This is a genomic window from Janthinobacterium sp. GW822-FHT07H11, assembly GCF_058798615.1.
In genome coordinates, this window is the sequence record NZ_CM179507.1 from 6311944 (window position 1) to 6329610 (window position 17667).

Below are 17667 nucleotides of genomic sequence, written 5' to 3' on the forward strand. Positions count from 1 at the left end.
CACGCCCTATGGGTGAACGATATTTAAAAAGTATCCGGCTGCTGGCCGAATGCATGCAAGGCTTCGAACGCTTTTCGGGCGATTTCGTGCGCCAGTACGGCTTGACGCATGCGCAATTCGACATCATCGCCACGCTCGGCAACACCTGCGGCATGTCTTACAAGGAATTGGGCCAGAAAACCCTGATCACCAAGGGGACATTGACGGGCGTGGTGGACAGGCTGGAGCAAAAGGGACTGGTGAAACGGGAACGCTGTACGCGCGACAAGCGCTCCTACTTCGTGCGCCTGAGCTGCGAGGGCGAACAAGTGTTCCATGACGTGTTCCCCAAGCTGACAAAGCAGGGCCAGCACTTGTTTGCCGGCTATACCGAAGATGATTTTATTCGTTTGGAAACAACCTTGGCAGGCCTGAAGCAAGCCATTGCCAATGACCACAGCTGACCATTCATCAAGCAAGATTCAGACTCAGATTCAAACAAGACAAAGGAAAACACTTGAAAACCTCACTGCTCGAAGGCAAAAAGCCTGCTCATTTCGATAAACATATCATCGGCAACCTGTTGCTCAATGCCAGCACGCCGGAACTGGTGCGCCAGGAAAAGCTGATCATCGGCGTGCGCAACGAAGACGGCGAAATCTATCGCCTGATCGGTGCAACCAAGCACAACAGCTTCATGAACGCCGTCGAGGAATTGTTCGACCTGGGCCTGACGGACGAACTGGAAGACAGCGACGAGCTGGTCGAAGGCTGCGATGCCATCTTCAGCGAATCTCTGTAATAACGCTTGACAGGACCCGCCGCGCGGTGACCCCGTCCAGCGCGTTGACGGTCGTTGTCGTTAAAAAAAGGCATGCCGCTGATCCAGTGGCATGCCTTTTACCGTTTACGAGGCTTTGCTTGCCTTTTGACAGGCTGTTTGCGAAAAGATCACGGGTAAAAAAGTTCCACACGGAAATATTGCGAGTATAATTTTTTCAATGAACAGACTCGACGCCTTTAAAAGCATCGCCGCACAAGCCGCTCGTGGCGAGCTGACCTTCCCCGCCAATGTGGACGCTTCGCTCAAGCTGCAGCAGGCGCTGGCCGATCCCGACTGCCATATCGAAGCGGCGGCCAAGCTGGTGCAGGCCGACCCGCTGCTGGCCGCGCGCACGGTGGCTATCGCCAATTCGGTGGCCTTCAACCGTTCCGGCAACGAGATCACCAGCGTGCGCAATGCGGTGCAGCGCCTCGGCGTACGCACCTTGCAATCGGTGGTCGCTGCGCTGATCGTGCGCCAGCTGGGCAGCACGATTACCGATCCCGTGCTGCAAGCCAAGGCCAACCAGCTATGGGAGCATACGGCCCACGTGGCGGCCCTGTCGCAAGTGATCGCGCGCCGCGTCACCAGGGTCGATCCCGATACGGCCCTGTTTGCCGGCATCGTGCATGAAGTGGGCGGCTTTTATCTGCTGTCGCGCGCGGCCGAGTTTCCCGGCATCCTTGATGGCGAACCGCAGGACTGGGTCGAACATGGCGAACAGGCCATCGGCCACGGCGTATTGACCAAACTCAAGGTGCCGGAAGCCGTGATGCACGCCATCGATTCGCTGTGGGAAGGCATGCGGGCCATCCCGCCTGAATCGCTGGGCGACACCTTGCTGTTGGCCAACGACCTGGCGCCGGTGGCGTCACCGCTCAATGAAAGCCCGGCCGCCATCGCCGTGCGTGCCGCCCGCGCCGCGCGCAGCATCGATTGCGTGATCGGGGACGACCTGACCTTGTCGAGCATCCTGGCCGAATCGGACGACGAAGTGCAGTCGCTGCTGAAAGTACTGGTGCACTAGCGTTTCTTGCCGGCCGGTGGCGATGCCGCCGGCTTGGCAGGCTCGACGATCAGCACGTGCTTGTCCACGGCCTTGCTCGTTTGCTCCTGCCTGACCACTTGCATGGCAACAGCACGGGTACGCAACAGCGGCTTCGGATGGCGCGGCATGAACATGGCGGATCTTCCTGAAAAGAGAGTACGGCCCACATGCGGCGCACTTGTCAACTTTTCAAGCTCCAGGCAAGGCAAAAAAAACCCGCTCGAAAGCGGGTAAAGTCCAAAGCTAGGGATGTCCTGAAAGAGACAGCCCTATCTTATGCCGCGCCGCCATGCCGACTCCGTGCGCTGGCTCACTTAGCAGCCACATTCAAGCTCCGATCAGCGTCACTTGCGTTTCCTGCCAGGCGCGCAGTTGCTGCACGCGCGCAAACCAGGCCTGGAGGTTGGCATATTGTCCCAATGGCAACTGCACGCGCTCGCTGTACATCAGGGGCGCGGCCACGGCGAAATCGGCCAGGCTCAGGCTCTCGCCGCAAAGCCAGCTGCGGCCCGCCAGATGGGCATCGAGCACCACGGCACACTCATGCAGGTCGCGCTCGCCGCGCGCCTCTTCCAGCGGATCAGCAGGGCCGCCGCCCGTCATGCCTTTCCAGGCGCGCTCCCAGGCCAGCACGCTGACGGCCGGCGCGAAGTGCTGCGCGGCCCAGAACAGCCAGCGGTTGACGTCGGCGCGCGCCTGCGGCGCCTGCGGATAAATCGTCTGGTCCGGCACCTGCTCGGCCAGGTATTGCATGATGGCGCACGATTCCCACAGCAGGAAGCTGCCGTCGGCCAGCACGGGGATCTTGCCGTTCGGGTTCAGTTCGGCCAGGCGGCGGCGGTCGTCCGCATTCATCAGGTCGACCTCGGCCAGCTCCAGCGGCAGGCCCAGGTGGATCGCCGTCATCAGGGCGCGGCGGGCATTCGAAGACATGGGATGGTGGTACAGGCGCATGGTGGATAACTCCGGCAAGTGAAGAAGTCACCATCGTAAGTGCCATCACTGACAGTTTTTGTCAGGAGCGCGGCCTACGGTGCCGGGGCACTAGCTTTCAGGGTCAATGTCGTGCACCTTGCGCCAGGTGTCGAGCAAGGCGTGGCGGCGCGTGGGATAGCGCTCGCCATTGCCGTCCACGCTGGCGATGCGGTCGATGCGGAAATGCCGGTAGTCGCCGCGCAGCTCGCACCAGGCGGCCAGCAGGCGCTTGCCTTCAAAAAAGGCCAGCGCAAACGGCCATACCGTGCGCCGGGTGGCCATGCCACGCTCATCCTGGTAGCCCAGCGTCAGCTTCTGCTCATGGCGGATGGCTTCGCGCACGGGCTGCACGAAGCGGTCCGCCGGCTCGCTGCCGTCGGCCGGGCGGCCCAGCGGCACCCACAAGCTGGTGTCGGCCATGTTGTCGCGCAGGTCGCGCGGCGAGGCGGCAGCGATCTTCGCCAAGGCATTGCTGGCCGCCTGCGCCAGGCCCGCATCGCCCTGACGGCGTACCCAGCGCGCGCCCAGCACCAGCGCTTCCAGTTCGTCGGGGTCGAACATCAGCGGCGGCAGGAAAACCCCGCGGCGCAGCACATAGCCGATGCCCGCCTCGCCCTGCAGGGGCGCACCCAGTTCGGCCAGGGTCTGGATGTCGCGGTAAATCGTGCGCTCGGAAACGCCCAGTTGCTGCGCCAGCTGGGCGGCCGTGACCGGCACCCGCTTCGCGCGCATGGCATCCATCAGCAGGAACAGGCGGCCGCTGCGGCTCATGGACAGCCACGCAAGCCCTGGTCGCCCATGACGAGGGCCGACAGGGCGGGCACGTACAGATAGCCGTCCGGGGCCAGGCGCGCCGCGCGCGTGCCATCGTCGACGCCGGCAATGCCGTAGCAGCGCTGCAGGCGTTCCGCGTCCGGCCACCAAGACAGGACGGCATCCTGGTCGGGGAAGCGCTCGCGCAGGGGCTCGCCCAGCGCGGCGACCTGCTGGAAATCGCGATAGAACGCGGGCGCAATGCCCAGTTGCGCCGCAAACGCCGCCTCCAGTGCCGCCACGCTTCCCAGCCGCGCCGCCAGCGCCCCGCTCTCGCGTTCGATGTCTTCCTCGGCCACGCCCGCCTCGAACAGCGCGCGCCGCATCTGCGACCGTCCCGCCTGCGCGCGCTGCCAGGCCGATGCCTGCAGCGCCAGCGCGGCGCCGGCGGGAATGGTCTTGTGCCGCGCCGCAGGAAACACGTACAGCGCGCAATTGCCGGCGCAAATGGTATCGATGGCAAGGTCAAACTGCCGCTGGCGGATCAGCCGTCCCAGCTGCATGGCCGCCTGCGGGTCACCGCCGTCGCTATTGACGCGCAACAAGGTCGTCTCGTGCGTGGAAAGCTGGCGCAGCTTGTCGGCATCGCCAGCGGCGATCGCGCCGCGCATGGCGATGCCGCCGGCCTCCAGGCGGCTGAAATCGGCCGCGCCGGCCAGCGCCGTCACGCCGGCCAGCACGCTTATCAGGAAAAAATGCTTCATCATCATCCGTTACAAAAAAAAACGACCACCGCGGGGGTGATCGTTTTCACATTCTACATGCAGGAAGCTGCGCTTACACCACGGCGCCGTCGGTTTCGTCCTTTTCCTTCACCGGCTTGATCAAGTCTTCACGCTTCACGCCCAGCCACATGGCGATGGCCGCCGCCACGAACACGGACGAGTAAATACCGAAGCAGATACCGATGGTCAGCGCGATGGCGAAATAATGCAGGGTCTGGCCGCCGAAGAACAGCATCGACAGCACCATCATCTGGGTACAACCGTGGGTGATGATGGTACGCGAGATGGTGCTGGTGATCGCATTGTCGATCACCTCGTGCACGGTTGCCTTGCGCTGCTTGCGGAAATTTTCGCGGATACGGTCAAAGATCACCACCGATTCGTTGACGGAATAACCGAGCACGGCCAGGATGGCCGCCAGCACCGTCAGCGAGAACTCCCACTGGAAGTAGGCGAAGAAACCCAGGATGATCACCACGTCATGCAAGTTGGCGACGATGGCCGAGACAGCGTATTTCCATTCGAAACGCACGGCCAGGTAGATCATCACGCCGATGATCACCATGACCAGCGCATTGAGGCCATTTTGCGCCAATTCCTCGCCCACCTGCGGGCCGACGAATTCCACTTTCTGCAAGACCAGTACTTCATTGCCCGCAGCGTCCATGCAGGCGCTCTTGAGCACGTGCTCGCCTTTCTCGGTGACCGTGTCGATACCCTTGGTCGTGCCTTGCTCGGCCTTGCACAGCGCTTCAAACACGCGCAGCGACGTGTTCGCGGCGGTGACGCCCTTTTCCACCGGCAGGCGGATCATCACGTCGCGCGCCGTGTCGAAGCTGGTCACGCCAGGCTCTTCATAGCCCATGCCGATCAGGGTGCCGCGTATGCCTTCCAGGTGGGCCGCCTTCGGGTACTTCACCTCCATCACGGTGCCGCCCTTGAATTCGACCGACAGGTGCAAGCCCTTGTGCACCAGGAAGAATACGGCGGCAACGAAGGTCAGCGCCGAAATCACGTTGAAGATCAACGCATGACGCATGAAGGGAATATCTTTTTTGATCCGGAAAAATTCCATGAAATCCTCTGAGTTCTGTTCTGTGCGCCCGACGGCTGTGCCACCGGACGCTATCGCTGTTGACGCTATTGAGTAAGGCTGGCCGGCAGCTTATTTGCCCGTGCCCGGTACCCAGACCGTGCCGATCGACAGCGTGGTCAGCTTTTTCTTGCGGCCATACCAGAGATTGACCACGCCGCGCGAAACGAAGACGGCGGAGAACATCGAGGTCAGGATGCCCAGGCAATGCACGACGGCAAAACCGCGCACCGGACCGCTGCCGAAGGCCAGCAAGGCCACGCCGACGATCAGGGTGGTCACGTTCGAGTCCAGGATCGTGGCCCAGGCACGGTCGAAGCCGGCGGCGATGGCCGCTTGCGGCGTGCTGCCTGCGCGCAGTTCTTCACGGATGCGTTCGTTAATCAGCACGTTGGCATCGATCGCCATGCCCAGCGCCAGCGCGATCGCGGCGATACCGGGCAAGGTCAAGGTGACCTGGATCATCGACAGCAGGGCGATCAGCAGCAACAGGTTGCAAGCCAGGGCCAGCACGCTGAAGGCGCCAAACATCATGTAGTAGGCGATCATGAAAACGGCGATGGCAAGGAAGCCGTACATCGTCGAATGCAGGCCCTTGGCGATATTTTCCGCGCCCAGCTGCGGTCCGATCGTGCGTTCCTCGATGACCGTCATCGGCGCCGACAGGGCGCCCGAGCGCAGCAGCAAGGCCAGTTCGGTGGCGTTTTCCGCGCCGCCCATGCCGGTGATCTGGAAGCGCGAGCCGAGTTCCTGCTGGATCGTGGCGACGGACAGCACTTCCGGCTTGCCCTTTTCAAACAGGACGATGGCCATGCGCTTGCCCACGCGCTCGCGCGTGGCTTCGCGCATCTTGCGGCCGCCATCGCCGTTCAGGTCGATGGAAACGGCCGCTTGCTGGTTCTGGTCGAAACTGGCCGTGGCACTGGAAATATAGTCGCCCGTCAGGATCACGTCCTTCGACAGCACGACAGGCACGCCCTTGCCAACGGTGAACAATTCCGAATTGAACGGAATCGCGCTCGACAGTTCGGTACCTGGCACGATGGTTTCATCGACCAGGCGCACTTCCAGGGTGGCCGTGCGGCCGATGATGGCCTTGGCGCGGGCCACGTCCTGCACGCCAGGCAATTGCACCACGATGCGGTCAGGACCTTGCTGCTGGATCAGCGGCTCGGCCACGCCCAGCTCGTTGACGCGCTTGGACAGGGTGGAGATATTTTGTTTCACGCCTTCATCGACAGTCGCCTTCAGGGAGGCCGGTTTCAGGGTGATGTTCAGTTTCAGGTCGCCGCCCTCGCCCGCATCGGCAAATGCCAGTTCCGTCATCTGGTCGGACAGCGCATTTTTTGCCTTCAGGCGCGTTTCCGCGTCGCGGAAGTTGATTTGAATGCTATCGCCCACGCGTTCGATGCCGGCATGGCGGATATTCTTGTCACGCAGGATGCTGCGCGAAGCGGACTGGATGCCCTGGACCTTCTTGGTCAGCACGGCTTTGGCATCGACCTGCATCAGGAAGTGCACGCCACCGCGCAAGTCCAGGCCCAGGTACATGGGCAAGGCACGCAGTTTCTGCATCCACATGGGCGTATTGGCTTGCAGGTTCACCGTCACGATGTAGGCGGGATCGCTCGGATCGGGATTCAGATCCTTTTCCAGCAGCAATTTTGCCTTGAACTGGGTATCGGGATCGGCGAAACGCACACGCACGGAGGCAAGGTTGCCCACACCGTCAAACGTGACGCCCTCCGACTTGACGTTCTCTTTCGTCAACGCTTGCTCGACTTGCGCCATCAGCTCGCCCGTCACCTTGACGGTCGATTTGCCGCTGGTTACTTGCAGCGCCGGTGATTCACCGAAGTAATTGGGCGCCGTATAGAGTGCGCCCAGCAATAAGGCGACGACGATGATGATGTATTTCCAGGCAGGATAGCGATTCATATTGATTCAGCGTTCAGTGTTGAGCGTCGGAGGCGTCGCGCAGGGCGGCGGGTAGCCGCCCCGGTCAGTCATTAGCGTGGTAATGACGGCGAGGAATTACAGCGCCTTCAGGGTGCCTTTAGGCAGCAAGGTGGTGATGGAGCTCTTTTGCACCATGATTTCGGTGCCGCTCGCCACTTCGATGGTGACGTAAGCGTCCACTACCTTGACAACACGGCCCAGCATGCCGCCGGCGGTGACGACTTCATCCCCCTTGGCCAGCGCGTCCATCATCGCCTTTTGTTCTTTGGCGCGTTTTTGCTGTGGGCGGATCATCAGGAAATACATGACCACGAACATCAATACCAGCGGCAAGAAGCTGGTCAGGTTGCCGCCGAGGCCGAGGGCATCGGTCGATTGCGCGTAAGCGTTGGAAATGAAAAACACGGTGACTCCAGTTCTAATCAGTTTGAAAAAACAGCGCTGTATTCTAGCATTGGCTAAACGCCATCCCGGCAATTGCAGGCATGGCAGCTTTAAATGGGGCTAAAAAAGCATTATGCAATGCTTTCTCGCCCCGGACCAAGCACCAATGCACAAAACAGCATGCCGTGGCGCCATGGCCCGTAGCCCTAAGTAATTCTTAAGCTCCGCGCGCGCGTTCGGCATGGAATTGCAGGGTAAACGCGTGGAAACGGTCTTCATCGAGCGCCTCGCGCATCTGGCGCATCAGGTCCAGGTAGTAATGCAGGTTGTGGATGGTATTGAGGCGCGCGCCGAGGATTTCCTTGGAGCGGTGCAGATGGTGCAGGTAGGCACGCGAAAAGTTGCGGCAGGCGTAGCAGCTGCAGGTTTCGTCCAGCGGCGCCTGGTCTTCCTTGTACTTGGCGTTCTTGATCTTGATATCGCCAAAACGCGTGAACAGCCAGCCATTGCGGGCGTTACGCGTCGGCATGACGCAATCGAACATGTCGATGCCGTTCGACACGCCCGCCACCAGGTCTTCCGGCGTGCCCACGCCCATCAGGTAATGCGGCTTGTTGGCCGGCAGGCGCGGACCCACGTGGGCCAGCATGCGCATCATGTCTTCCTTCGGCTCGCCGACGGACAGGCCGCCGATGGCGATGCCGGGGAAGTCGATCTCCTCCAGCTTGGCCAGCGACTCGTCGCGCAGCATTTCGAACATGCCGCCCTGCACGATGCCAAACAGCGCATTCGGGTTTTCGCCGCGGTGGAATTCGTCCTTCGAGCGCTGCGCCCAGCGCAAGGACATGCGCATGGACTTGGCCGCTTCCTCGATGGTGGCCGGACGGCCGGCGATTTCGTACGGCGTGCATTCGTCGAACTGCATGACGATGTCGGAATTCAAGACGCGCTGCACCTGCATCGACACTTCCGGCGAGAGGAACAGCTTATCGCCGTTGATCGGCGAATTGAAATGCACGCCCTCTTCCGTGATCTTGCGCATGGCGCCCAGCGAAAACACCTGGAATCCGCCCGAATCCGTCAAAATCGGCTTGTTCCAGCCCATGAAGCCGTGCAAGCCGCCGAATTTCTCCATGACGGTGTTTCCTGGACGCAACCACAGGTGAAACGTGTTGCCCAGGATGATTTGCGCGTCGATCTCGTTGAGCTCCAGCGGCGACATGGCCTTCACGGAGCCGTAAGTGCCCACTGGCATGAAGATCGGCGTCTGCACGACGCCATGGTTGAGTTTCAAGGTGCCGCGGCGCGCCTTGGTCAGGCCGCTCGTGTCGGTCTTGAGGAGGGTAAATTCCAGCATGGTCAGTCTTTCACGGAAGTATCAAGGTTCAGCGCAGCGCGCGATTGCGTGGTGAGCAGCATCGCATCGCCATAGCTGAAGAAACGGTAGTTCTGCGCGATCGCATGCGCGTAGGCATGGCGGATCGGCGCATAGCCGGCAAAGGCCGACACCAGCATCAGCAGGGTCGACTTGGGCAAATGGAAGTTGGTGATCAGGCGCGTCACCGTTTTAAACGCATAGCCGGGCGTGATGAACAGGGCCGTATCGGCGCTGCCCGCCACCAGCCGGCCGCTTTGCGAGGCCGATTCCAGCGCCCGCAGGCTGGTCGTGCCGACGGCCACCACGTCGCGCCCGGCCTGCTGCGCGGCGCGCACGGCGTCGACGGTTTCCTGCGGCATGGTGTACCACTCGGTATGCATCTTGTGTTCGGCCAGTACCTCCGTGCGGACGGGCTGGAAGGTGCCCGCGCCCACGTGCAGGGTCACATAGGCAAAATTGACGCCCTTGGCCTGCAGTTGATCGAGCAGGGCCTGGTCGAAATGCAGGCCGGCCGTCGGCGCGGCCACGGCGCCCGGCACCTTGTTGAACACGGTCTGGTAGCGCGTTTCGTCGAATGCGTCCGCATCGTGTTCGATGTAGGGCGGCAGCGGCAGCCGGCCATGCGCCTCGATCAGCTCGAACACGTCGGCCTCGAAGTGCAAGGTAAAGAATTCGCCGGCGCGCTGGCCGACCGTGACGTCGAAGGCGTCGGCCAGGCGGATGCGGCAGCCGGGCGGCGGCGACTTCGACGCGCGCACCTGGGCCAGCACGGTACGCTCGTCGAGCACGCGCTCGACCAGCGCCTCGATCTTGCCGCCGCTTTCCTTGATGCCGAAGAAGCGCGCCTTGAGCACACGCGTGTCGTTCATCACCAGCAGGTCGCCCGCTTGCAACAGCCCGACGATGTCGGCGAACTGACGGTCGACCAGGGCGTCGCCGTCCAGGTGCAACAGGCGCGAGGCACTGCGCTCGGCCAATGGAGTTTGCGCAATATTTTCTTGCGGCAAATTAAAATCGAAATCGGAAAGCGAATACATGGCTTCAAAAGTACGTCAAAAATGATTAGGAATGCGCAACTGGACATCTGGCACTATACTGTGCGCCCATACAGGCATTACAATGATCCGCCGCAATGAATATATGACTGCGGTAAGCACAGGATGTGCCGGCCAACCCTCTATTTTACGCTAACGGCATCAAAACCTTGCATATGCCCGATCCAAAGCCTGATCTTCCTCCCGCAGCCAAGCCTGCCGCCAAGCCGAAAGCCGCCAAAAAAGTGGTCAGTACGGAAAGCCGGCTGGCCAAACTGGGCTTGCGCACGGACATGGATCTGGTGCTGCACCTGCCGATGCGCTACGAGGACGAGACCAAGGTGTACACCATCCGCGACGCCTGCCTGCGCGGCGGCGAGTCGTGGCAAGTGGAAGGCATCGTCACCAAGTGCGAAGTGAGCTTCAAGCCGCGCAAGCAATTGCTGGTGACGATCGCCGACGAGACGGGCGATCTGCTGCTGCGCTTCATGAATTTCTACGGCAGCCAGGTCAAGCAGCTGGCCGAAGGCACGCGCGTGCGCGCCCGGAGCGAACTCAAGCACGGCTTTTTCGGCGCCGAGATGGTGCACCCGACGTATAAAGTCGTCAACGAGGGCGCGCCACTGCCCACGGCGCTCACGCCCGTGTATCCGTCCGGCGAAGGCCTGTCGCAGCACGTGCTGCGGCGCGAGATCGCCGACGCCATGCGCCGCATCGACTGGCAGGACACCTTGCCGGACCCGCTGCTGCGCCAGATGCAGCTCTCGCCATTCCGCGCCGCCGTGCACTTGCTGCACTATCCGCCGCAGGACATCGATGAAAGCGCGCTGATGGACCGCTCGCACCCGGCCTGGGTGCGCATGAAGTTCGATGAACTGCTGGCGCAGCAGCTGTCGCTGAAACGCGCGCAGCGCGCGCGCCGCTCGAAAGGCGCCGCCTCGCTGCCCATCGTCGGCACTGTATCGAATGCATTTCAAGCAGCCCTGCCCTTCAAGCTGACGGGCGCGCAGGCGCGCGTGCTCGAGGAAATCCGCGCCGACCTGCAGCAGCCGTATCCGATGCAGCGCCTGCTGCAAGGCGACGTCGGCAGCGGCAAGACGGTGGTGGCGGCGTTGTCCGCCACGCAGGCCATCGACAGCGGCTACCAGGCCGCGCTGATGGCGCCCACGGAGATCCTGGCCGAGCAGCACTTCCGCAAGATCGCCGCCTGGATGGAACCGCTGGGCGTCAAGGTGGCGTGGCTGACGGGCAGCCTGAAGAAAAAGGAAAAGACGGCATCGCTGGCCCTGATCGAATCGGGCGAGGCGCAACTGGTGATCGGCACGCATGCGCTGATCCAGGATAACGTGCTGTTTGCGAAACTGGGCCTGGTGATCGTCGACGAGCAGCACCGCTTCGGCGTGGGCCAGCGCCTGACCCTGCGCAACAAGGGCGACAGCGCGGCCGTGCCGCACCAGTTGATGATGTCGGCCACGCCGATCCCGCGCACCCTGGCCATGACGTATTACGCCGACCTGGAAGTGTCGGTGATCGACGAGCTGCCGCCCGGGCGCAGCCCCATCGTCACGCGCGCCATCGACCAGAACCGGCGCGACGAAGTCATCGCCCGCGTGTATGCGGCCGCGCTGGAAGGCCGGCAGGTGTACTGGGTCTGCCCGCTGATCGAGGAATCGGAAGCGCTGCAGCTGCAGACGGCCACCGACACCTACATGATGCTGGCCGAGGCCCTGCCCGCGCTGCAGGTGGGCCTCGTGCACGGCCGCTTGAAACCGGCGGAAAAACAGGAGGTGATGGATGCCTTCATCGCCGGGCATATCCACGTGCTGGTGGCCACCACCGTCATCGAGGTGGGCGTCGATGTGCCGAACGCCTCGCTGATGGTGATCGAGCACGCCGAGCGTTTTGGTTTGTCGCAGCTGCACCAGTTGCGCGGCCGCGTGGGCCGCGGCTCGGCGGCCAGCGTCTGCCTGCTGCTGTACCAGGGTCCGCTGGGCGGCGTGGCGCGCCAGCGCCTGATGACCATGCGCGAGACGACGGACGGTTTTGAAATCGCCCGCCGCGACCTGGAAATCCGCGGCCCCGGGGAATTCCTTGGCGCGCGCCAGTCCGGCCAGGCCATGCTGCGCTTCGCCGACCTGGAAACGGATCAATGGTTGGTCGATCAGGCGCGCGACGTGGCGCACGATCTGCTGCACGCCACCACTGCGGCCGCCGCGGCCACCGTGGAAGCGCATCTGGCACGCTGGCTGGGTGGGAAAGAAGAGTTTTTGAAGGTGTAAAGCCGGTATTGCTGGCTTTTGGGTGTTGTCGGATTACGGCCTGCGGCCTAAACGCTATCGGTATTGCTTATTTCCGGGTGTTGTCGGATTACGGCCTGCGGCCTAATCCGACCTACGCGAAAAGACTCCGCAATAGGTCGGGTAGGTCGGATTAGCGTAGCGTAATCCGACTTCTGGCGCAATCCGACAACATTTACTCCCGCCCAACACCCGCCATCGCCACACCGTCCCCGCCCCAATCCTCTGCACACAAGCCGTGCTTTACATACCGGTGAAAACTGGAATGCGGCCAATCAATGACTTTAATCACCAGGCCATGCTTGACGGGGTTGTAATGGATGTAATCGACATGCTTTATAAAGTCGCGCTCGTCGCGTAGCACATGCTCCCAGTAGCGATGCTGCCAAACGTCTTTCAATCCTGCATGTTTGCTGAACCACGTCTTGATCAGCCTCCAACGCGTCATGAAATCAGAATCGCCTGCAGGCAAGGTCCAGATGCAGTGCAGGTGATCGGGCAGGATGACGATGGCGTCGATATCGAATGGCCGTTTCTGGCGCACGGCGAGGAAAGCGTCCCGCAGCACATCCACGGCAGTGGCGGTAGCAAAAACGGGCCGGCGACGGGCAGTCACCACCGTGAAGAAAAAGCTGCCGCCTGGCTGAAATGCGCGTCGGTATCGCATGGTTTCGGGTGTTGTCGGATTACGGCCTGCGGCCTAAGTACCATCGGTATTGCTTGCTTTCGGGTGTTGTCGGATTACGGCCTGCGGCCTAAGTGCCATCGGTATTGCTTGCTTTCGGGTGTTGTCGGATTACGGCCTGCGGCCTAATCCGACCTACGCGAAAAGACACCGCGAGAGGCCGGGTAGGTCGGATTAGCGTAGCGTAATCCGACTTCCAGCGTAATCCGACTTTTCGCAAACGGCCTTGCGCGCGCGCAGCCTACATGCACATCCAGAAGCGGTTCGCCAGGTCGAGCATGAAATCGGGGCGCAGATAGGCCATGAAAACGATGGCCAGCAGCGCGGCGCCCAACAGGCGCCATAGCCACGTGCGCCAGCTGGCCATTACGCGGCCACCGCCACGCGCTTGACGGCGCGCTCGTCGATGGGCAGGTTAATCAGCGCGGCCAGCAAACCCAGGCCGATGGTGATCATCCACACGATGTGGTAACTGCCCTGGTGCTCGTACAGGTAGCCGCCCAGCCACGCGCCGAGAAAACTGCCCACCTGGTGCGAGAAGAACACCATCCCGGCCAGCATCGACAGGTGTTTTACCCCAAAGATACCGGCGATGATGCCGTTCGTCAGCGGCACCGTCGACAACCACAGCACACCCATGCCGGCGGCGAACAGGTACACGGACCACGCCGACAAGGGCGCCAGCAGGAACACGGTGATGACCACGGCGCGCGTCACGTAAATGGCCGACAGCAGATAGCGTTTGGCGATCTTGCCACCGAGCTTGCCCGCATAGTAGGAGCCGACGATGTTGAACAGGCCGATCAGGGCCAGCGCCGTGACGGCGACATTCGGATTCATCAGGCCCTGGTCCTTCAGGTAGGCCGGCAAATGCACGCCGATGAAGACCAGCTGGAAACCGCAGACAAAATACCCGGCCAGCAGCAGCCAGAACGAACGGCTGGCGACGGCTTCGCTGAAGGCCGCGCCGACGCTTTGCTGCGGGCCGCTGGCGTGCGAGACGGGCGGCTCGCGCAGGTAGAAGGCCATCGGGATCATCGCCAGCAGCACCAGCGCGGCCAGCACATAAAAGGCGTTTTGCCAGCCCACGGCGGAGATCAGCTGCTGCTCCACCGGCATCATCAGGAATTGGCCGAACGAGCCGGCCGCCGACGAGATGCCGAAGGCCCACGAGCGCTGCTCGGGCGGCGCGCTGCGGCCGATGATGCCGCTGATGGCGCCAAAGGCCGTGCAGGCCAGCGCCAGGCCGATGAAGATGCCGGAACCGACGATGAACAGGGTGGGCTGCGTCACGAGCGCCATCCACACCAGGCCCGCCATGTAGCTGATGGCGCCGACGATAACGACGCGCATGGTGCCGAAACGGTCGGCCGCCATGCCGGCGAACGGACCGAAGACGCCCCACATCAGGTTTTGCATGGCCAGCGCCAGCGAATACGTTTCGCGCGTCCAGCCGTTCGCTTGCGAGATCGGCTGCATCCAGAAGCCCAGGCCGTGGCGCACGCCCATCGCCAGGGTCAGGACGACGCCGCTGGCGATCAGGACGGTTTTCAGGCTGGGACGGGAAGAGTGCAATGTCATGGAAGATTCCTGCTTAGGCCTGGTCGGCACGGTAAACGAGACCGATCTGGCCGCGCATGGTGTCCAGATTATGCATGAGAGCCACGCTTTCCGCTGGCGGCATGACGGGGCTTTCCAGCAGGCCGGCGCGGATGCAGCGCATCGCCTCGATCGCCTCGTGCGCGTAGCCATTGCCCAGATACGGCGCGGCGACGACGCGGCGTTCGCCATCCAGCGTTTCGACGATCAGGTGATCCGGCTTGTAAAAACGGTTGGGCAGGCGGATGCGTCCCAGGCTGCCGGAAATAGTCATTTCCGTCGGTGTCTGCGCGCGCAGGCTGCAGGCGCAAGACGCCGTGCCGCCACCCGCGTGCAGCAAGGAAAACACCACCTGCTCATCGACGCCGGTGGCGCCCAGCTCGGCCAGTGCCTGCAGCTGCGATACCGGGCCGAGGAAAAAGGCCGCCATCGACAGCGGATAAATACCCACGTCGAGCAGCGCGCCGCCGCCCAGTTCCGGATTGAACATGCGGTGCTCGGGCGGGAAATGGGCGACGAAGCCGATATCGGCCTGCACCTGCCGCACCACGCCGATTTCGCCGCTGGCGATGATGCGCCGCGCTTCCTGCACGGCGGGCAGGAAGCGGCTCCACATGGCTTCCATCAAAAACAGTTTTTTCTCGCGCGCCAGGTCGACCACGGCCTGCGCTTCGCGCGCGTTCATCGTGAACGGTTTTTCGCACACGACGTGCTTGCCGGCGGCCAGGCACATCAGGGCATTTTCCGCATGCAGGGTGTGCGGCGTGGCGATGTAGATCACGTCCACGCCAGGATCGTCAGCCAGCGCCTGGTAGGCGCCGTGGCAGCGCTCGATGCCGAATTCGGCGCCGAAGGCTTGCGCACCGGCGCTGCTGCGCGAGGCGACCGCCACCAGTTGCGCGCCGGGCGCATCGCGCAAGCCATTGGCCATTGCGCGGGCGATCTTGCCGGTGCCGAGGATGCCCCAGCGAACGGTATGCTCCATGCTCTACTCTCTTTCTGCGCCAGCTGCCTTGCGCTTCGGGCGGAACACCGCCGCGTCATCGTAAAAATCGTCGTCCTGGTTTTCGCACCAGCCAGGCAAGCCAAGCACGGGCAGCGGCGTGAAGTCGGCCGTGGTGAGGCCTTGCTGCGCCAGGTCCTGCGCCACCCGCTCGTCCAGCCAGGCGCGGCGTGCCGCGTCGTCCAGCGTGAAATAGGCGTCGCCGGCAAAGACCACGCGCGTATGCGCCGTGATGGCCTTGCGCGGTGCCACCAGTTTTTCCATCAGCGCGTGGCCGAACAACCAGACTTCGGCGTCGCCGCCGGCGCCAAACTTCGCGCGCTGCGCAAGGAACGCGCTGCGCCAGTCATGTCCGCGCAGCGCCGCTTCCAGTGCGCGCCCGGCATCGCTGTCGCGCAGCACCAGCAAGGCGGAATTTTCATCGAAAATCGTCGCGCCATCGCGTGCCGGCCCGCGCGATTTGCCCACGCCGGACAGGGCGATCTGCGCCGCCTGCAGTGCATTCAATTGCCGCTTGATGCGGGGGAAGGTCAGCCACACGAGCGCATTGAAAAAATCGTGCAGATTGTCGCGCGTGGGCACGCCGCCCGTGGCGCCGATGAACTCCTCGTAGGCCACGCCTTCGGGCAGGTCCGCCTGCGGCACGAAGGCCAGCGGCAAGCCGGACGAATTGCGCAAGTCCAGCGTCCGCGCACGTCCGTTCAGCGCCGCGATCACCGTGTCGCGCTGCAGGTCCAGCTGCCGTCGCGCCGGCAGCACCGTGGCAAACCAGGGGCGGGTCCAGTCTATCGATGGCAGCATGAACGCTTAGACCATTTTCCAGTTGATCTGTTCGCCCGCGTTGAGCGGAATCACGTGGCTGTCGCCCAGCGGCAGCGAGGCTGGCAAGGTCCAGCTTTCACGCTTCAGGGTGATGGTGTCCGTGTTGCGCGGCACGCCGTAGAAAGCCGGGCCGTGGAAGCTGGCGAACGCTTCCAGTTTATCGAGCGCACCGGCCCGTTCAAACGCTTCCGCATACATTTCCATCGCGTGCAGGGCCGTGTAGCAGCCGGCGCAGCCGCAGGCCATTTCCTTGGCGCCTTGCGCGTGCGGCGCCGAATCGGTACCGAGGAAGAAGCGCTCGTCGCCGCTGGCGGCAGCCGTCATCAGGGCCAGGCGGTGCTCTTCGCGCTTGAGGATGGGCAGGCAGTAGTAATGGGGGCGGATGCCGCCCTTGAAAATCTCGTTGCGGTTGTACAGCAGGTGATGCGCCGTGATGGTGGCGGCGATCGGGCCTTCCGCTTCGGCCACGTATTGCGCCGCATCCTTGGTGGTGATGTGCTCGAACACGACGGACAGGGCCGGGAAGGCGCTGCGCAGCGGACGCATCACGCGCTCGATGAAGACGGCTTCGCGGTCGAAAATGTCGATTTCCGGATCCGTCACTTCGCCATGCACGAGGAAGGGCATGCCCACTTCCTGCATCACCTCGAGCACCTTGTAGCAATTCTTCAAGTCCGTCACGCCCAGGTCGGAATTCGTCGTGGCGCCGGCCGGATACAATTTGACGGCCTGCACGATGCCGCTGTCCTGCGCGCGGCGAATTTCATCGGGCGAGGTGTTGTTCGTCAGGTACAGCACCATCAGCGGATCGAAGTTCACGCCTTCCGGCACGGCGGCCAAAATGCGCTCGCGGTAGGCGCTGGCATCGGCCGTGGTGGTGACGGGCGGCTTCAGGTTCGGCATGACGATGGCGCGGCCGAACTGGCGCGCGCTGTGCGGCAGCACGCTGGCCATGACGGCACCATCGCGCAGGTGCAAATGCCAGTCGTCTGGACGGGTGATGGTGATGGAATCTGGGGTGTGATCGGGTGTGGACATGGCGGCTGCTCT

The 17667-nt window shown here is 62.7% G+C and carries 19 protein-coding genes; 4 read left to right on the top strand and 15 right to left on the bottom strand.

The window, feature by feature from the left end:
* Nucleotides 1-53: 53 nt before the first annotated feature.
* The 3 genes from AC3RCJ_RS27945 (at nucleotide 54) to AC3RCJ_RS27955 (ending at nucleotide 1829) form a co-directional block, all read left to right on the top strand.
* Nucleotides 54-443, top strand: a complete 390-nt coding sequence (locus AC3RCJ_RS27945; protein ID WP_492957470.1) for a MarR family winged helix-turn-helix transcriptional regulator — start codon at nucleotides 54-56, stop codon at nucleotides 441-443.
* Nucleotides 444-496: 53 nt separating this feature from the next.
* A complete protein-coding gene (locus AC3RCJ_RS27950) occupies nucleotides 497-781 on the top strand; it encodes a hypothetical protein (protein WP_034778933.1) in 285 nt (94 codons plus the stop codon).
* 199 nt (nucleotides 782-980) lie between these two features.
* Nucleotides 981-1829: an HDOD domain-containing protein gene (locus tag AC3RCJ_RS27955; RefSeq protein ID WP_492957472.1), complete on the top strand. Its 849-nt coding sequence runs from the start codon at nucleotides 981-983 to the stop codon at nucleotides 1827-1829.
* Here AC3RCJ_RS27955 and AC3RCJ_RS27960 read toward each other — a convergent pair.
* From AC3RCJ_RS27960 to queA, 9 genes are all read right to left on the bottom strand, one after another.
* Complete coding sequence (locus tag AC3RCJ_RS27960) at nucleotides 1826-1984, bottom strand: hypothetical protein (RefSeq protein ID WP_492957474.1); 159 nt, start codon at nucleotides 1982-1984, stop codon at nucleotides 1826-1828. The genes AC3RCJ_RS27955 and AC3RCJ_RS27960 overlap by 4 nt on opposite strands.
* 193 nt (nucleotides 1985-2177) lie before the next feature.
* Entirely contained in the window at nucleotides 2178-2804 is a 627-nt protein-coding gene (locus tag AC3RCJ_RS27965; protein ID WP_492957476.1) for a glutathione S-transferase family protein, read from the bottom strand.
* Nucleotides 2805-2894: 90 nt separating this feature from the next.
* Nucleotides 2895-3596: a helix-turn-helix transcriptional regulator gene (locus AC3RCJ_RS27970; RefSeq protein ID WP_492957478.1), complete on the bottom strand. Its 702-nt coding sequence runs from the start codon at nucleotides 3594-3596 to the stop codon at nucleotides 2895-2897.
* Entirely contained in the window at nucleotides 3593-4348 is a 756-nt protein-coding gene (locus AC3RCJ_RS27975) for a hypothetical protein (RefSeq protein ID WP_492965263.1), read from the bottom strand. Before AC3RCJ_RS27975 ends, AC3RCJ_RS27970 begins: the two co-directional genes overlap by 4 nt.
* A gap of 67 nt (nucleotides 4349-4415) precedes the next feature.
* Entirely contained in the window at nucleotides 4416-5438 is a 1023-nt protein-coding gene (gene secF / locus AC3RCJ_RS27980) for a protein translocase subunit SecF (RefSeq protein WP_492957482.1), read from the bottom strand.
* A gap of 90 nt (nucleotides 5439-5528) precedes the next feature.
* The gene (gene secD / locus AC3RCJ_RS27985) at nucleotides 5529-7394 is read right to left on the bottom strand and encodes a protein translocase subunit SecD (RefSeq protein ID WP_492957484.1); all 1866 of its coding nucleotides are present in this window, start codon (nucleotides 7392-7394) and stop codon (nucleotides 5529-5531) included.
* Nucleotides 7395-7490: 96 nt separating this feature from the next.
* Nucleotides 7491-7820, bottom strand: a complete 330-nt coding sequence (gene yajC / locus AC3RCJ_RS27990; protein WP_492957486.1) for a preprotein translocase subunit YajC — start codon at nucleotides 7818-7820, stop codon at nucleotides 7491-7493.
* 196 nt (nucleotides 7821-8016) lie between these two features.
* Nucleotides 8017-9156: a tRNA guanosine(34) transglycosylase Tgt gene (tgt, locus tag AC3RCJ_RS27995; protein WP_076571843.1), complete on the bottom strand. Its 1140-nt coding sequence runs from the start codon at nucleotides 9154-9156 to the stop codon at nucleotides 8017-8019.
* Nucleotides 9157-9158: 2 nt separating this feature from the next.
* Nucleotides 9159-10214 carry a tRNA preQ1(34) S-adenosylmethionine ribosyltransferase-isomerase QueA gene (queA, locus tag AC3RCJ_RS28000; protein WP_492957488.1) on the bottom strand — a complete coding sequence of 352 codons (1056 nt, stop codon included), beginning with the start codon at nucleotides 10212-10214 and terminating at the stop codon, nucleotides 9159-9161.
* A gap of 173 nt (nucleotides 10215-10387) precedes the next feature.
* On the opposite strand from queA, the gene recG reads away from it, so the two are divergent.
* Nucleotides 10388-12490: an ATP-dependent DNA helicase RecG gene (gene recG, locus AC3RCJ_RS28005; RefSeq protein ID WP_492957490.1), complete on the top strand. Its 2103-nt coding sequence runs from the start codon at nucleotides 10388-10390 to the stop codon at nucleotides 12488-12490.
* A gap of 193 nt (nucleotides 12491-12683) precedes the next feature.
* On the opposite strand, the gene AC3RCJ_RS28010 is transcribed toward recG, so the two are convergent.
* The 6 genes from AC3RCJ_RS28010 to pyrC all read right to left on the bottom strand — a co-directional run bounded on the left by AC3RCJ_RS28010 (nucleotide 12684) and on the right by pyrC (nucleotide 17655).
* Nucleotides 12684-13175: an REP-associated tyrosine transposase gene (locus AC3RCJ_RS28010; RefSeq protein ID WP_492957492.1), complete on the bottom strand. Its 492-nt coding sequence runs from the start codon at nucleotides 13173-13175 to the stop codon at nucleotides 12684-12686.
* 259 nt (nucleotides 13176-13434) lie between these two features.
* Entirely contained in the window at nucleotides 13435-13560 is a 126-nt protein-coding gene (locus AC3RCJ_RS28015) for a hypothetical protein (protein ID WP_492957494.1), read from the bottom strand.
* Nucleotides 13560-14774 (bottom strand): MFS transporter, encoded by a 1215-nt coding sequence (locus AC3RCJ_RS28020; RefSeq protein WP_492957496.1) that lies wholly within the window; start codon nucleotides 14772-14774, stop codon nucleotides 13560-13562. Before AC3RCJ_RS28020 ends, AC3RCJ_RS28015 begins: the two co-directional genes overlap by 1 nt.
* A gap of 13 nt (nucleotides 14775-14787) precedes the next feature.
* Nucleotides 14788-15777 carry a Gfo/Idh/MocA family protein gene (locus AC3RCJ_RS28025; RefSeq protein ID WP_492957498.1) on the bottom strand — a complete coding sequence of 330 codons (990 nt, stop codon included), beginning with the start codon at nucleotides 15775-15777 and terminating at the stop codon, nucleotides 14788-14790.
* A gap of 3 nt (nucleotides 15778-15780) precedes the next feature.
* On the bottom strand, nucleotides 15781-16596 hold the full coding sequence (locus tag AC3RCJ_RS28030; RefSeq protein ID WP_492957500.1) for a DUF3025 domain-containing protein: 816 nt from the start codon (nucleotides 16594-16596) through the stop codon (nucleotides 15781-15783).
* A gap of 6 nt (nucleotides 16597-16602) precedes the next feature.
* Nucleotides 16603-17655 (bottom strand): dihydroorotase, encoded by a 1053-nt coding sequence (gene pyrC, locus AC3RCJ_RS28035; RefSeq protein WP_492957502.1) that lies wholly within the window; start codon nucleotides 17653-17655, stop codon nucleotides 16603-16605.
* Nucleotides 17656-17667 lie beyond the last annotated feature (12 nt).

Excerpts from the sequence above, each read along its gene's own strand:
- AC3RCJ_RS27945 (WP_492957470.1), top strand. The coding sequence starts at position 54 with ATGCAAGGCTTCGAACGCTTTTCGGGCGATTTCGTGCGCCAGTACGGC.
- AC3RCJ_RS28010 (WP_492957492.1), bottom strand. The coding sequence starts at position 13,175 with ATGCGATACCGACGCGCATTTCAGCCAGGCGGCAGCTTTTTCTTCACG.
- AC3RCJ_RS27970 (WP_492957478.1), bottom strand. The coding sequence starts at position 3,596 with ATGAGCCGCAGCGGCCGCCTGTTCCTGCTGATGGATGCCATGCGCGCG.
- queA (WP_492957488.1), bottom strand. The coding sequence starts at position 10,214 with ATGTATTCGCTTTCCGATTTCGATTTTAATTTGCCGCAAGAAAATATT.
- AC3RCJ_RS27955 (WP_492957472.1), top strand. The coding sequence starts at position 981 with ATGAACAGACTCGACGCCTTTAAAAGCATCGCCGCACAAGCCGCTCGT.
- AC3RCJ_RS27975 (WP_492965263.1), bottom strand. The coding sequence starts at position 4,348 with ATGATGATGAAGCATTTTTTCCTGATAAGCGTGCTGGCCGGCGTGACG.
- AC3RCJ_RS27960 (WP_492957474.1), bottom strand. The coding sequence starts at position 1,984 with ATGTTCATGCCGCGCCATCCGAAGCCGCTGTTGCGTACCCGTGCTGTT.
- AC3RCJ_RS27965 (WP_492957476.1), bottom strand. The coding sequence starts at position 2,804 with ATGCGCCTGTACCACCATCCCATGTCTTCGAATGCCCGCCGCGCCCTG.
- AC3RCJ_RS28025 (WP_492957498.1), bottom strand. The coding sequence starts at position 15,777 with ATGGAGCATACCGTTCGCTGGGGCATCCTCGGCACCGGCAAGATCGCC.
- pyrC (WP_492957502.1), bottom strand. The coding sequence starts at position 17,655 with ATGTCCACACCCGATCACACCCCAGATTCCATCACCATCACCCGTCCA.
- AC3RCJ_RS28030 (WP_492957500.1), bottom strand. The coding sequence starts at position 16,596 with ATGCTGCCATCGATAGACTGGACCCGCCCCTGGTTTGCCACGGTGCTG.
- tgt (WP_076571843.1), bottom strand. The coding sequence starts at position 9,156 with ATGCTGGAATTTACCCTCCTCAAGACCGACACGAGCGGCCTGACCAAG.
- secF (WP_492957482.1), bottom strand. The coding sequence starts at position 5,438 with ATGGAATTTTTCCGGATCAAAAAAGATATTCCCTTCATGCGTCATGCG.
- AC3RCJ_RS28015 (WP_492957494.1), bottom strand. The coding sequence starts at position 13,560 with ATGGCCAGCTGGCGCACGTGGCTATGGCGCCTGTTGGGCGCCGCGCTG.
- AC3RCJ_RS28020 (WP_492957496.1), bottom strand. The coding sequence starts at position 14,774 with ATGACATTGCACTCTTCCCGTCCCAGCCTGAAAACCGTCCTGATCGCC.
- recG (WP_492957490.1), top strand. The coding sequence starts at position 10,388 with ATGCCCGATCCAAAGCCTGATCTTCCTCCCGCAGCCAAGCCTGCCGCC.
- secD (WP_492957484.1), bottom strand. The coding sequence starts at position 7,394 with ATGAATCGCTATCCTGCCTGGAAATACATCATCATCGTCGTCGCCTTA.